Consider the following 13,075-nt stretch of genomic DNA (forward strand, 5'->3'; position numbering starts at 1 on the left):
CGAGGTGAATATCAAGGTGGTTAACGATAGGATACAACTAGGTAAGATAAGAAGGGAAGGGGTGGGGTTTTCTATTACTTATAAGGGTACAGCAAGTCGATAATGTTTTGTATAGTTTTAATATACAAGATATTACAGTAAATAAATGCTGAAAACAATTGCGCCCGGCCTAGGGGAGGGCCGTTCCTTGGATAGATACTTCTAAAATACTTGCTCCCGGTAGGCACGATTTGTTTTCGTCGTGGTGGTCATGAATTGTATTTTTAGTCAAAGCGAAAATTGTCGCACATTTTCTTCTCAAGATTGACAACTTTTTCACCAAACTGAATAGAATAATTAATCGATTGAAATGATGGCGACCTGAACACGAGTATTTACTTGTGAGGCTTGCCCAGAATCAAACCCATGAACACCATTCATATGAACGTTACCACCACCATAACCATCACCGACTTCATCAAGAAGTACGAGTTGCGCTTGCAGCCATTGGCAGACTTGCTTGGCATGTGCCAAGCTAGCTTCCGGAATAAGCTAAACGGCGTAGGCAAGTCGAAGCCGTTTACGGGCGAACAGTTGGATGCCTTGCACCAATACATCCAAGCCATCGGCATTGAAATCATGAGCCTGCGCCAAGCCAAGCTGGACGAGCTTCGGAACAAGATTCACCAACAGTGTTCGGATGTCCGGTTTCATTACCTGGATACCGCCAAGAAATTTGGCATCAATGCCGATGACTTGTCAAAGCCTCAACAGGTCTTGAATTAGGGCCTGAGGTTAAGGGATACACGCTGACGGTGACGTGGACATTCACCGGAATCAATAACGTCGTCACGGGTCTGAAAACGATTCGTGAGGACACAATAAAAATAATCATGACAACATTTGAAAAACCGCGTTTTACGCGTGACCAACGGCAAAGACCAAACGTTACGCGACCTTATCAACAACACCGGCATCAACGATTTCCGTGATATCCCGGTATCCAAGGTTATCTATAAGCACAAGCCGGTAGACATGCAGGCCTTGATTCTGCTCTTGAATGCCACCGGTACCATGACCCTCCGGCAACGGGTGAACAAGCTGTGGTCCGCCGTGGAAACTTTGGTCGGTGACCGGCCGGAATTCGCCAGCCTGGATATCGACATCGAAGACTGCAAGCGGATGGTGAAGCAAGTCCTGGTCTTGGACTCGTGGCTCGGATTCGACATGGAGCGGCAGGCCGTCGCCGCTGTGGGCAGCCACTTCACCGGCTATACCATGTACAGCCATACGCTTTTGGATAGCAAATACAGCGTGGACTTCGCGGTGATGACCAGTACCAGTGGCGTCGCCACCCCCAACGGCAAGGAATCGGTGGTGCTCGGCATCCAGGTGAAGCCGTTGAATTACAAGTTTACGTCGCCGACATCTACGTGGGGAAGTCATAAGGCGCTGGACCATCAACGCCAAGCGGCGTTCCGGGACCGGACCGGTGCCGAGACCGTGGACCTGTATTACAGCAAGGAGACGATGGCGTTCACCAACCTGGATGAAGTAATCGACCGCGTGAACCAAGCCATCAGCGGCACCACCGCCATCGGGAAATAACCAAGGCCAGACGTTAGAAACGAAAAAGCCCCAACTGATAACTCGGTCGGGGCTTCGTCTTTTGGTATGGTTTGGTATTAGGCCGGTATCGGGGTTTGGACCAAGCGATGAACCGCGCCCGCCGTCCAGGGATGACCACGACGGGTGGTGTATCCCTTGGCGGTTAGGTGCTCGGCAACCCGTTGCAAGGTCCAGCCGAGCTGGCGTTTGTCGGCGATGATATCCGTCACTTGTACGGCGGCTTGGCGGGCGTTGCTTTGGCGGACCAGTAAGGAAGTGGCACGGGCGTCGGCGGTCATGTTGGCCGGGGAGCCGAGTCGTTCGCCACGGCGCTTCTTGGCAGCCAAGGCTTCCCGCGTTCGGGTGCTGATTTGCTTGGCTTCGTGTTGGGCAATCACCGCCAGCAATCCCAAGGTCAGCGGATTCGCATGAGGATTGTCAACGGCCACGAAGTTTACGCCCGCGTCCATCAGGCTCAGCAAGAAGGAAGCGTTACGGGACAGGCGGTCCAGCTTGGCGATGATAAGAGTGCTGGACGTGGCCTTCGCTTCGGCTAGGGCTGCCATCAGCTTGGGGCGGTTGTTCTTCTTGCCCGATTCCACTTCGATGTACTCCGAGCTGATTGTGCCCGCGTTTGCGGCGACGTGGCGCAGGACGGTGGCTTGCTGAGCTTCCAGGCCGAGACCGGATTCACCTTGGCGGACGGTACTGACTCGGTAATACGCGACGAAGTTTTGCATGGGTTGGACTTTTCCAGGGGAGGTCCCACGAAGGTACGAATCATTTCTCATTTGTTAAACGGACATTTAATAAACAGTATAGACTTTTTCAGTGTCTTGGACTCCTGAGTACATGATTAATTGATTATGATATTCGCAATGATATGAGCATTTTATTGCAAATATCTTATGGTATCAAAGTGGCACTAAATGAGGCTAATTTTTGCGAATAGTGCAGCCGCCAAATGATTCGAATGCGGCCCGCGCAGAAACCGCCGTGGTCATGATACCCAGGTCTTGAGGATAGACGAGGTTCAGAAAGTGGGATTTGAGTCAATGGGCTGAGAAAATGGCGAGAAAAAAGTCCAACCATTAACATGATTGGACTCTGAGATTTTTTCAGCAGCTTATTAATTAAGCTATTCCCTGGATTTTGGTAATCTGGCAGGGACGTTGGGTATTAGTGCAGGCCGTTGGGAAATTGTGAACAGCTTGGTGAAATACGGCATTACATCTCCCCAATACCAAGTGCTGTTCCTTCTCGTCCACTCCTGTCTTCGCCGTATGGTGCTTGGGGACTCGCTAAACTGGATATCTAAGATTTCGCTTCTAGGAATTACATGGCCTTGCTCGTTCTTGCGGTTGTATAGGAATACATAATTCTTGGTTTGACCCACGTAAACCATTACGGTATCGGATTGAAACGATGAGGTGGCCGATACCAGCGACTTTCCTTTCATTAGCATCCGAACGATTAGCGGGGGGCTTCCATGTTTTGTATCATAAGCAAGTGCTCTGTTGTAAATTATTCCCATCCCGATTACTAACACTAGGAAAGCGATGGAGAAGGTTTGTAATTTAAATTCAAGGGTGAGGCCTTCACCTTTGCTTTCATTGAAAACTCTCCTAAATGTGCCGTGAATCAAGTAAAAGAGAATAACCAAAACAAAGCTTAAAATTAATAAGTCGCGGATAACATAATTGTCGATAGATGCTTCAGTATCAATATGAATACTAGCAAATAAAAGAATACTGCATATGCTTATATAAATAAGCATTTGTGTCAGGTTGGAAATATGGTTGGTACGGATGCGTAAGCTGTTTCGTATGAACGGGTCTATTAGGTTTCTACCGAAATCGCCAGCATTTCGGTAAATCCGATGTTGACGAAATCTTTCGATTCTGAGTGCGACTCTCTTTTTTGCACCGTACCCGTAAACATTGACGTGTCCGGCCGTCGCTTGAATCAATGAAGCATACACAACTATGTACAGCAGAACGAGGGCGAAAAAAGGAAACTGTAATTGAATTATTTCCGTTAAATCTATAAATACAGTTATATCAATATTAAAATAGTTATAAAAAACAAATAACCAGGTTGTACCCATCCCTAGAAGTATCAGGGAAACGAAGGGCAGATAATTCTTGATTGATTCTAGTTGACTCTTTGGTTCAGTACTCACAGTTTTAAAGTTATTTGGCAGAATAAGGGAGTGTTACTTTTCGGTGACGATGGAGGGCATTCAGGTTGTTATCGCTTCTTACCGGATATATCTTCTCGAATATGGAAGATGAGTCCGCGTATTGTTTCCAGGCGGGAATCCATGATAGCAATCAGTTCATTCAGCAGGGCTTTCTTTTCGTTTGCCATGTCGGTTGCGATGGCCCGGAAGCCGGTGTGGGCTTCGGGGGTGTACACCATCCCTTCCAAAAGGGCTTGATACATGTTGTGGGTGGAATCAAGGATGTCATCCAACCGATGGCGTATGGTGTCGTCGCGTTCTTCCAGTCCGTCCTGGAATTGTTGTCCAGCGTTCTCGTTTTCGGCGTCGGCGAAGTACACAAAGTATTTGCCGAGCAAACCGCCTTCGCTTTGTGCCAAGCGGTTGTTCAGTTTGTTCATGTGGGCTTCGTATTGGGTTGACTTACGGGAATAGGTTTCGGGGTCCCCGCCTTGTTCAAGCTGGTGCTGGTAAAACTTTTTCCGTGCTTCCAGTTCTTGGATAAACAGGGTGTATTCTTTGATAAGGTCTTCCCCGGCCAGGGCTTTGCGGTTGCGGAATTCCTTGAGGTCGGCGTACGACATTTCGTCTCGTCGTTGCTGAATGTCCATTTCCTTTAGCCTCAGCTCGTGGGTCTCCTTTCTCTTTTGAAGCATGATACCCATGACGACCCCGACCACGAGGCTGCTGACGAAGGTGAGACTGTACCCGATGATGGGGACGTATTCGATGGGCAAAGTACCGACAGGCATATATGGCAGAATCAGAATGTAAAACGCAAGGTAAAAGAAAAGCCACCCCTGATGACTATTGGAGTGGCTTCTGAAACTTGGTATGTCATCAAGGACGGTGGCGGGGGTATTGCAGGTAATGGGCTTCCAGGCGGGCGTCGTACTTGGTTTTGAGGTGCTGAATGAAGTCGGCGTATTCCGTCTGCGACATGTGGTCCAATTGCTTCACCACGGCCACCAAGATGTCCTTGGGGGTGATGGCGTCGGTGATGATGGTGTCACTCATGTTATCTGTTGATACCGACGAATAATTCGGTGATGGAATCCGTCAGGTTCTTTAGTCGCTGGGTGTTTTGTTGCACCTGGACGAGCACGGCCTGACGCTCGGTCAAAGCAGGGGTGAGGGTGATAGTCACGATGGTTGAGGTCGTGGCGGATGGGTGGTGGCTGTAACCGCCGGTTTGCAGGGTCTTCATGTCGATGGTCTGTTTGTTCCCCTGTAAATAGCGGCAATGACCGTCGCTGAAAGCGGTTTGCCGCACTTTTCTTCGGGTTTTTCCAACTATTTCATATTACGCTGATAACGTATGTGTTATGTTTTAGCGTGGGGTCGGGAGTGCAGCTAATGCCACCGAAGTACCGCTTGTCGTCGTTGGGAACCAGGTGCTCGGCGCGAAGGGAATCGATGAACGCCTTCATGTATACGTTATCGGCGTCCATCCTTGACCAGTACCGGATGACAATGGTGAAATTTTTCATCGGCTTCATTCCAGCATCGGCGAACATCTTCCGGTACAGCGGCTTCCAGTCTTCCATCAGCTTGGCACGTTGCCAGCGGTTCTTGCTCAGCATCGTGTTCCAGGATAGCCACGCGCCCGTCCAGGTTATCGTGTACATGCGACGATTCCGACGTGGAGAACAAGGCCCAGGACAAACAACGTGGCCCGCAGCTTGAAACCCATTTCGATTTTGGCGGTGCTCGACTTCGATGAATACGTGAAGCCGTGGGTGGTGCCGTCGATGATGTTGCGGCCCAGGTAATAGCTTTGGTTGTGGCTGAACGAGAACATCAGCGCGAAGCCCAGGATGGCAGCCAGGGCAGGAATTAGCCCTAGTTGAGTGCTTACGGCCACGATAACCAGCACCACCACGCGTTCGGCAATGTAAAGAAGGTGCTCGTTGTACTTGGTGGCGTCGGCAGCGGTCCGGCTGTACAGGATGGAGTCCTTGAAGCCGCTGATGCTGGCGTACAGGTTCAGCAAGAATAATAGTACCAGGGATAAGGTTAACATGAAGGAAGCGTGGTTTCCCTCAGATAAGACCGCTTGAAAAACAAAAACCCCGGCCGTTTACAGCCAGGGTTCATCGTTGCTATCAGGCGCAGGCTTTTATTAATTGCCCACTTTATCGCCGGGTTTGTTGCTTCCGCCGTGGCCGGGGTTATCGGCCGTGCTGTCGGAAACCAAAACGGTCCGGAGATTTTTCAACGTGATGCGTTTTTCGGATTTTGGCTTGTCGCCGGACGTGTACAGGTCGGGGTATAGCTCTTGCAATTTCAGGTCGTCCGCGTTGCCCACAGCTTGACCGCTGCCTTTCTTGGGGGTGCCATCGGTGCGGCGACCGAAAGGGGCAAAGCTGCGCAGGGCAACGTTGGCTTTATATTCTTCCGACTGGTTTTCATCATTACCGCCGTCACCGGCCAGCAAGGCGTAAGCAGCATCTGCCAATTCGCGGCTCTTCTTCAACATGCCTAAGGCTTTGGTGACGTCCTTGCTTTTGACGGTTTTCGTGGACGCAGGTGCCGACGCCTTGGTGGCTTCTTCGAGCAAGGCCAGCAATTTTTCCTGAAGGGTTTGTTTTGCCATGATGATTAAAGTTGATGATGATGGGGCAATGATACGAACGGTGGGTGAACCTTAGGCTGCCATTGACATCATCATGATATCATCGTCGTTCTCATCTTTCAGAATGTTAGCCTTGATGTCAGCGGTTACCACCGTTAGCACTTCGGTGTTAATAGTGGGAACAATGCCGACTTCTTGCCGAAAGGCTTCCAGCATGAGTTCCCGCGTCCGGTCGGCGGCCTGAATACTGACCACGACGGAATCGTGGATGGTGTTGTACCAGATGCCTTCGGCTTCCAGCTTTTTGCCCACGGCTCCCAAGATGATATCGGCTTCCAAGTGTTGCATGGCAATCGCCAGCTTCTCGTGACCACCGAGTGCGTCTTTCGTTTTCATCTGGACGATGATGGCGTAAACGTTGGGGAACAATTCCTTGAAGAGTTTTCCGTCCTGGGTGCGCTTGGCGTACTCGTTGGTACAGAAGAAAATGTTGGCGAAGAATTGCACCTTGAATTCCTTGCGCTCTGTTGCGGCGATGTTCATCCGGTCCATGATGCAATCGTAAAACTTGCCGGTCATGGTCAGGTCGATGAAGTGCTGGACGTCTTCTGGCAGGATGCTAGCGTCACCGTACTGCTTCTTGAGCAGGCAGGCCAGGATAAATGGTTGCGAGTTGCGGATGTCCAGGTTGACCAGCGGATTGTACGCGTGGTCCTTGTGATATAAGAACTTGCGCAGCTCGGTGCTGATGTTGCTCAGGTTCGTGTATAACCGGGACTTGCTGACCTTCCGCTTGTGGAAGAAGTGCAGGTTGGCAATTTTGCTAATGGCTATCTGGTCGGTACCATGCTGATTAACGATGCTGTTCTTCAAGATGCCGTACAGCGTCAGACCGGCGTTATCGTCCTGGGCCAACGCCAAGCGGGCGTCGTTTACATTTAGCAGGCCGTAAACGGAATGATTCAACCAGTACGTCGGGTGCGACCACGCCCAACGGATTTCGTTGTACGCTTCGGCCTTGACATCCGCAGGGGTTGATATCAAGGACAACTGACCACGATAGGCTTCCAGGTACTGCAAGGAGAAGGCCAGCTTGGCGTCCACGAAGCCGAGGGCTTCACGGTCGTGGATACGAATCTGGCGCAGGTTCTTCCAGGTGACGAGCTTCTGGTTGGCTTTGTTATTCGCGGCCGTCCGCAGCCGAAGCTTGCGTCCCATGACTTCATCCTTGAAGACGAGGTGGCCGATGGCGGTGCTGACGAAATTGGGGGCAATGCGATAGCCGAACGACTTCTGACCGTAAACACGCCAGTTGTCACATTGAATCCAGCCGAGCAGCTTCATCAGCTTCAAGCATTCGTCCGCGTAACGTTTACCGATGAATTCCCGAAGGTCCGCCAAGTTGATGCTGGCGTAACCCTGGACGGTGGTGCGATTGAAGACGTGGCCTTCGTGGATACGGTTTAGGATGTAATGGTACTTGTCAACGTGGTTGTCCAGGTACAAGGTCTTGTTGCGTTCGATGTGGGCAAATTCCCCGTCAAAGGCGGTATCGAAATCGATGTGGTCAAAGGTGGCGCGGACGTCGATGAGCGACGGGCCGAACAAATGGTGGTGGTACAAATATTGGGTGGCAATGATTCTCTTAGGGATATCCCGCTTTCCACGGCAGGCGGTAATGAGGGACGGGGTGGAACGCCGGGCAAGTCATTACCAACCTTGCCCGGCCCCGTGGATGACGATAAGGCGATTACCACCATCCGAGATTAAATACGTCGGCTTGCGCCTGCGGTCGTCGGGGACGCCGCCGTACTTGCACTTCTTTGCGCGTTTGCGCTAAAAGTTTCTCTTTAACCAAAAATACGTTCACAGCCAACACGACGAAAACAAATCGTTCGGCGCGGTTTCAATTCGGCGTCGGCATTTCATCGAACGCGTCTGACTCAGTTCAACGATTACATCTTCGATGTTTACATTCATAAATAGGTATACAAAGGGTATATCAATCGGATATAGTAAGAAAGGGGGGGGGGTTACTTATAAGGGTACATCGGGTACAATACTGAGGAGTAATAGAGGTGTAAGTGTTGGGGAAGGTGGGGGTGTCTCTATTACTTTTAAGGGTACAGCAAGTCGATTGCATTGCTATAAAATATATGCAGTGAAGTGCTTACACGCGTTAACGGCGTGGTAAAAATTGCGCAGCAAACAAAACCCCGGCCATTTACAGCCAGGGTTCGGTTACGACGACGTTGATGTGAACTCAGAAGGGAGGGTCCTCGTGTTTGTTCATGTTGCCCTTCGGAAAGGGTACCGGGGAATTCTTAACCTTCGAACCCAGCCGAATCGTGTTGGGCTTAAACTGGGCCGGTAACTCGTCGTCTTTGGCTTTACCGTTCTTCTTCTCTTTGTCTTCGGGGGTCCAGTTGGTCCGGAAGGCGTTGAGGTACCGGTACCACTTCGCGGGTGGCTCGGGGATAGCTTCGTCCACCTTGGCCTTCGCGGCGCTCCGGAAATGACCGGCGATGCTGTACAGGTGAATCACCATTTCCGAATGGAACTCCCGGCCCGTGAAGAACAGCAGCAACTTCGCTTCGGCTTCGGTGAACTTAATCATGTACCCTTCGGAGTTTTGTCCGGAGACGAACCCATCGTCCCCGGCGTCGAAGTCCAGGGTGAAGAGGGGTTCGTCGTTGAAGCTGACGTGGGCTTCGAGGCGTTTGTACAGGTCCAGCAGGTCGGCAGCCGACCAATCGTTCAGTATTGTCATGATGGGTCGAAAGTATGGATAAATCTGGCAGGTGAGTGGTTACGGATTCAAGCGGTGGAACGTGTCCAGGGGTTTGATGGCACTCTTGACCACTTTGACTTTGCTGGCGTACGTCATCAGCGTGTTCAAGCTGATGTGGCCGGTGACCCCGGCAATCTCTGGAATCAGCCAGCCGGATTGGAAAGCGAAGTTGGTCCAGGTTCGGCGGCCCGTGTGGCTGCCGATGGCTTCCCAGAACTTGATTTTCTCCCCGGTGTATTCATTCTTCACCGTTGAACGGTCGGTCCCTTTGAGTTCGAACTTGGTGACCGGTGCTTGGAAGCTGGGGATGTCGTTGCAGTATTCACGCAGCAAGTCCCGGAAGAAGGAATCCTTCATGCGCTTGAATTTGTAATCGTTGCGTTCCAGGATATCCTTAACAATCGGCGTCACTGGTACCATGACCTTGATGCTCTTCTTCCGGGTCTTCCTGGGGAACATGACAAGGTGTTCTTCCACGGTACCATCTTCCAGGGTTTCCGACTGGATGAAGTCCCGGAAGTCTCCCTGGAACAAGTCCGAGTACCGCAGGGCCGTGGCGCACATGAACATGAACATGTCGCGTACCTGGATATACGACTTCTTCGGAGCGGTGCGGCCCGGTTGTTTCTCGTGAATTAAGGCTTGCTTCTCGTGGTTCCAGAAGTCTTCCAGTTGTTTCACCGTCAGGTATACCACGTCGTTGGGCTGGGTCGGCAGCTCGCATTCGTACATCTTGTAAGATGAAGTCATCCCAGCTTCCGAAGCGTAAAAGTTACATACGGCCTTGATTTTTCCCATGTAACTGACAATGGTTGTATTCTGGGTATCCGAGGTCAGCAAGTGCGCTTCGATTTCCCGCATGATGGTCAGGGTAACGTCCTTGAGTTTCAGGGTGGGGTTGTACGCATTGATGGCCGTGCAGACCGCGTTGTAACCGCTCTTGGTGCTCCGGGCCATCGCCGACATCCGCTCGTCGGTGTACCGCTGGATGTACGTCGTCAGGTACTCTTTCTTCTCGTCTTCGAGGCTGGTAACGGTGCCGCTCAGTTCAGCATACTGTTTGGCCCAATAAGCCATTTCTGCCTGGATTTCTTCGAGTTGTTTTTTGGCCCGGTAAACGCGTCGGTTTGCGTGGCCGATGCGTTGGTTCTTGGTGTACTCTTCGTCCTTGTGCAGGAACTTGTCCCACTTGAGCTTGGTCTTGCGCTCGGCGTCCAGGCGTTCAAACTCTTGCTTTACATCGGCACTGGACAGGCCTTCGGCCCGCTTGGTCACTGTGTCGTACGCTTTCTGCAAGTCGCTGCCAATGGTGGCAATGAGTTCGTTTAGGACCAAGGCCCGGTCCCCGATGACCTTGCCTTTCTTGAGCAACTTGGGGCTGAGGGATTCCCCGGTGCTGACCACGACTTCCAATTTCTGGTGGCGGAAAACGACCCACAAGGGGTTTTCGTCTCGGTCCTTGTTCTTGATTTTAACAAGCGCGGTAACGGTTGCCATATGAATTGGTGCTTTGGGATGAGGTCAGTGGCCCAAAGGTATAGGACAGGTCCGGATTTGTTTTACAAAAAGGTCCGGATTTTACTTATGAACATGCTTCTATTGCTTCAAAATGGAACTTTTCACAATGTGGGTGTTTTGGTATGGAAAGAGGCATCCCTTTGGGTTGCCTCTTTTTTTGCCCGAACAGGAAACTTCACCGGCAGTAGGGGCTTTAAGCAGGAGGGAGGTTGTAACCTTACCTTGCACGGGCCAACCACATCCTGTCAATTATGAAGCAACTCATTGAAAAACACCCCTTAGCCATCCGCTGGTTTCACTGGGTGAATTTCCCGGTGCTGAGCCTGATGATATGGAGCGGCATCTGGATTTACTGGGCCAACGACGTGTATCGGCTGGGCTGGGGCGACACCACGTTGTTCAAATTCTTTCCGAAGTCGTTCTACGAAGCCTTTCACGTCGAATACAAACTGGCCAAGGGCATGGCCTGGCACTTTGTGCTGATGTGGGTTTTCTTCCTCAACGGGCTCCTGTACGTGCTCTACACCATTTTCTCGGGCGAATGGCGCTACCTGCTGCCCAACCGCCACTCCTTCAAAGAAGCCATTCAGGTCATGCTGCACGATTTGGGCCTGCGGAAAGAACCCCTGCCAGTGCGCAAGTTCAACGGCGCGCAGCAGATAGCCTACACCAGCGTTGTGCTGATGGGCCTAGGGTCGGTGCTGAGCGGGCTGGCCATTTACAAGCCCACGCAGCTGGCCTGGCTCACCAGCCTGCTGGGCGGCTACGAGTTTGCCCGCATCATTCATTTTGCACTCACAATTGGCTACGTGCTGTTTTTTATCGTGCACATTGCCCAGGTAGTGCGGGCGGGCTGGAATAACTTTCGCGCCATGGTGGCCGGGTTTGAAATCGTGGAGGTTGACCCCGCTTCCCACCAAGTGCAGGCCGGGCCCACGGCGCTGCCTGCTGCCGATGCGTCCCTCTCGTCCAAGTAACCCCCCTGAAATGACTGACGAATCTTCAACCCCAACCGCTGCGGAACGCACGCCGGAGCCGTTGCAATCCGAAGCCGCGGTACTGGCGGAGGCGCGCCTTCGTTCGCGCCGGGCATTCATTGGCCTCGGGCTGGCCGGGCTGGCCGGCATTGGCGGGTGGGGCTGGCTGGTTTCGCGGCCCCAGGATTCCGGCATTGCCAAGCCGCTCCGAAGAGTTTTGGATTTCAACGCTCGTTTATCCAGTGCTTACTACAAGGAAACGCGGCTGGCTCCTGAGTTTGCCCGTAGCCGGGCCCGCAATCCCCGCATAAATGGCAAAGTGGGCCTCAAGTCTGAGCTGGACCCTGTGGCCTGGCGCCTCCGCGTTCAGGATTTTGCGACCGGAAATACCCAGGAATTTACCTTGGAGGACATCAAGGCCTTGCCCAAAATCGAGATGACCACCGAACTCAAGTGCATTGAAGGCTGGAGTACCGTGGTGCATTGGGGCGGTGCCCGCCTCAGTGATTTTCTGGCGCGCTACCCCCTGGCGGCCCGGCCCGGAACGCCTCAAGCCCGTGCGGCTTACGTAGGCATGCGCACCCCCGACGATGCCTATTACGTGGGATTGGATATGCCCAGTGCTTTGCACCCCCAAACCCTGCTCTGCTACGAAATGAACGGCATGCCGCTGACTGCCGGGCATGGCGCCCCGCTCCGTTTGGTGACGCCGCTCAAGTACGGCACCAAGCACCTGAAGCGGATTGGAACCATCGCCTTTTCTGACACCCGACCCAAAGACTACTGGGCCGAAATGGGGTACGATTGGGACTCCGGGCACTAAGCCCGATTGGAAATGAGTAGCTTGAAAGCCGCAACGCCCCGACTGGTTAACCAGTCGGGGCGTTGCGGCTTTCAAGCTACTCAGTGACGCGGACAACGTTGAGTAGCCTGGGTAAACCAATGGTTAATGCACAATGCGCAGCTCGTAGCGTTCGGGGGCCTTGCCCACGGCGGGCACGTGCCACGCCCCAATCCGGCTGGGGCCGTAGCCGAGGTTTACTTTGAGCCATTCGTTGCGGGTGGGGAGCAGGGCAATGATTTCCTGTTCCAGTCGAGCCAGTTCGGCACGGCGGTTTTCCACTTCTTGGTTCAGCTCATCGGCCTCCTGGTCGTAGCTGCCGGTGGGAGGGCGCTGCTCAAACTCCGTGGCTGCCTGCGCTTGCTCCTGGCGGTGCAAGGGCGCATTTTTGGTGGCGGCAATGGCGCGCTGCAAGGCTTTCTCTGATTCTAAGTATGCGTTTGCCTTTTCTTCCAGCGGAATAAGGGCCGGGTCAAGATAGTCGAGGTTGGATGCCATGGTACGGGGTGGGCTGGGAGGAGGGTAAGAAAATGGTCGCCCGGCTTCAGAACGTCTTCGGCTCCCG

General features: G+C 52.5%; 16 protein-coding genes. 4 read left to right on the plus strand and 12 right to left on the minus strand.

Annotation, left to right across the window (positions count from 1 at the left end):
* Window positions 1-405 precede the first annotated feature (405 nt).
* Together I2I05_RS08620 and I2I05_RS08625 are read left to right on the plus strand one after the other, a co-directional pair.
* A complete protein-coding gene (locus tag I2I05_RS08620; RefSeq protein WP_196281832.1) occupies window positions 406-765 on the plus strand; it encodes a hypothetical protein in 360 nt (119 codons plus the stop codon).
* A 117-nt stretch (window positions 766-882) separates the two neighbouring features.
* On the plus strand, window positions 883-1,587 hold the full coding sequence (locus I2I05_RS08625; RefSeq protein ID WP_196281833.1) for a hypothetical protein: 705 nt from the start codon (window positions 883-885) through the stop codon (window positions 1,585-1,587).
* A gap of 77 nt (window positions 1,588-1,664) precedes the next feature.
* Here the strand turns inward: I2I05_RS08625 and I2I05_RS08630 are convergent, their stop codons facing one another.
* The 11 genes from I2I05_RS08630 to I2I05_RS08680 all read right to left on the minus strand — a co-directional run bounded on the left by I2I05_RS08630 (window position 1,665) and on the right by I2I05_RS08680 (window position 10,671).
* Window positions 1,665-2,327, minus strand: coding sequence for a recombinase family protein (locus I2I05_RS08630; RefSeq protein ID WP_196281834.1), 663 nt, complete (start codon window positions 2,325-2,327; stop codon window positions 1,665-1,667).
* 398 nt (window positions 2,328-2,725) lie between these two features.
* A complete protein-coding gene (locus I2I05_RS08635; RefSeq protein ID WP_196281835.1) occupies window positions 2,726-3,769 on the minus strand; it encodes a hypothetical protein in 1,044 nt (347 codons plus the stop codon).
* Between the two features lie 68 nt (window positions 3,770-3,837).
* A complete protein-coding gene (locus I2I05_RS08640; protein WP_196281836.1) occupies window positions 3,838-4,560 on the minus strand; it encodes a hypothetical protein in 723 nt (240 codons plus the stop codon).
* Between the two features lie 88 nt (window positions 4,561-4,648).
* Window positions 4,649-4,825, minus strand: coding sequence for a hypothetical protein (locus I2I05_RS08645; protein ID WP_196281837.1), 177 nt, complete (start codon window positions 4,823-4,825; stop codon window positions 4,649-4,651).
* A gap of 1 nt (window position 4,826) precedes the next feature.
* Complete coding sequence (locus I2I05_RS08650) at window positions 4,827-5,015, minus strand: hypothetical protein (RefSeq protein ID WP_196281838.1); 189 nt, start codon at window positions 5,013-5,015, stop codon at window positions 4,827-4,829.
* Window positions 5,016-5,106: 91 nt separating this feature from the next.
* Entirely contained in the window at window positions 5,107-5,436 is a 330-nt protein-coding gene (locus tag I2I05_RS08655) for a hypothetical protein (protein WP_196281839.1), read from the minus strand.
* Window positions 5,424-5,831 carry a hypothetical protein gene (locus I2I05_RS08660; protein WP_196281840.1) on the minus strand — a complete coding sequence of 136 codons (408 nt, stop codon included), beginning with the start codon at window positions 5,829-5,831 and terminating at the stop codon, window positions 5,424-5,426. Before I2I05_RS08660 ends, I2I05_RS08655 begins: the two co-directional genes overlap by 13 nt.
* A gap of 99 nt (window positions 5,832-5,930) precedes the next feature.
* On the minus strand, window positions 5,931-6,404 hold the full coding sequence (locus I2I05_RS08665; RefSeq protein WP_196281841.1) for a hypothetical protein: 474 nt from the start codon (window positions 6,402-6,404) through the stop codon (window positions 5,931-5,933).
* 51 nt (window positions 6,405-6,455) lie between these two features.
* Complete coding sequence (locus I2I05_RS08670; protein ID WP_196281842.1) at window positions 6,456-8,006, minus strand: hypothetical protein; 1,551 nt, start codon at window positions 8,004-8,006, stop codon at window positions 6,456-6,458.
* A 640-nt stretch (window positions 8,007-8,646) separates the two neighbouring features.
* Window positions 8,647-9,153, minus strand: a complete 507-nt coding sequence (locus tag I2I05_RS08675) for a hypothetical protein (RefSeq protein ID WP_196281843.1) — start codon at window positions 9,151-9,153, stop codon at window positions 8,647-8,649.
* Window positions 9,154-9,192: 39 nt separating this feature from the next.
* Entirely contained in the window at window positions 9,193-10,671 is a 1,479-nt protein-coding gene (locus I2I05_RS08680; protein WP_196281844.1) for a phage integrase SAM-like domain-containing protein, read from the minus strand.
* 272 nt (window positions 10,672-10,943) lie between these two features.
* On the opposite strand from I2I05_RS08680, the gene I2I05_RS08685 reads away from it, so the two are divergent.
* Complete coding sequence (locus I2I05_RS08685; protein WP_196281845.1) at window positions 10,944-11,669, plus strand: cytochrome b/b6 domain-containing protein; 726 nt, start codon at window positions 10,944-10,946, stop codon at window positions 11,667-11,669.
* Between the two features lie 10 nt (window positions 11,670-11,679).
* Window positions 11,680-12,492, plus strand: coding sequence for a molybdopterin-dependent oxidoreductase (locus I2I05_RS08690; RefSeq protein ID WP_196281846.1), 813 nt, complete (start codon window positions 11,680-11,682; stop codon window positions 12,490-12,492).
* 123 nt (window positions 12,493-12,615) lie between these two features.
* Here the strand turns inward: I2I05_RS08690 and I2I05_RS08695 are convergent, their stop codons facing one another.
* On the minus strand, window positions 12,616-13,008 hold the full coding sequence (locus I2I05_RS08695; protein ID WP_196281847.1) for a hypothetical protein: 393 nt from the start codon (window positions 13,006-13,008) through the stop codon (window positions 12,616-12,618).
* Window positions 13,009-13,075 lie beyond the last annotated feature (67 nt).

The sequence above is a fragment of the Hymenobacter jeongseonensis genome (assembly GCF_015694725.1).
Lineage (GTDB): Bacteria > Bacteroidota > Bacteroidia > Cytophagales > Hymenobacteraceae > Hymenobacter > Hymenobacter jeongseonensis.

What these genes read in the sequence shown, in the direction of transcription:
- I2I05_RS08690 (WP_196281846.1), top strand. Translation starts at nt 11,680, where the DNA reads ATGACTGACGAATCTTCAACCCCAACCGCTGCGGAACGCACGCCGGAG.
- I2I05_RS08675 (WP_196281843.1), bottom strand. Translation starts at nt 9,153, where the DNA reads ATGACAATACTGAACGATTGGTCGGCTGCCGACCTGCTGGACCTGTAC.
- I2I05_RS08630 (WP_196281834.1), bottom strand. Translation starts at nt 2,327, where the DNA reads ATGCAAAACTTCGTCGCGTATTACCGAGTCAGTACCGTCCGCCAAGGT.
- I2I05_RS08655 (WP_196281839.1), bottom strand. Translation starts at nt 5,436, where the DNA reads ATGTACACGATAACCTGGACGGGCGCGTGGCTATCCTGGAACACGATG.
- I2I05_RS08645 (WP_196281837.1), bottom strand. Translation starts at nt 4,825, where the DNA reads ATGAGTGACACCATCATCACCGACGCCATCACCCCCAAGGACATCTTG.
- I2I05_RS08680 (WP_196281844.1), bottom strand. Translation starts at nt 10,671, where the DNA reads ATGGCAACCGTTACCGCGCTTGTTAAAATCAAGAACAAGGACCGAGAC.
- I2I05_RS08650 (WP_196281838.1), bottom strand. Translation starts at nt 5,015, where the DNA reads ATGAAGACCCTGCAAACCGGCGGTTACAGCCACCACCCATCCGCCACG.
- I2I05_RS08640 (WP_196281836.1), bottom strand. Translation starts at nt 4,560, where the DNA reads ATGCCTGTCGGTACTTTGCCCATCGAATACGTCCCCATCATCGGGTAC.
- I2I05_RS08665 (WP_196281841.1), bottom strand. Translation starts at nt 6,404, where the DNA reads ATGGCAAAACAAACCCTTCAGGAAAAATTGCTGGCCTTGCTCGAAGAA.
- I2I05_RS08660 (WP_196281840.1), bottom strand. Translation starts at nt 5,831, where the DNA reads ATGTTAACCTTATCCCTGGTACTATTATTCTTGCTGAACCTGTACGCC.
- I2I05_RS08695 (WP_196281847.1), bottom strand. Translation starts at nt 13,008, where the DNA reads ATGGCATCCAACCTCGACTATCTTGACCCGGCCCTTATTCCGCTGGAA.
- I2I05_RS08685 (WP_196281845.1), top strand. Translation starts at nt 10,944, where the DNA reads ATGAAGCAACTCATTGAAAAACACCCCTTAGCCATCCGCTGGTTTCAC.
- I2I05_RS08620 (WP_196281832.1), top strand. Translation starts at nt 406, where the DNA reads ATGAACACCATTCATATGAACGTTACCACCACCATAACCATCACCGAC.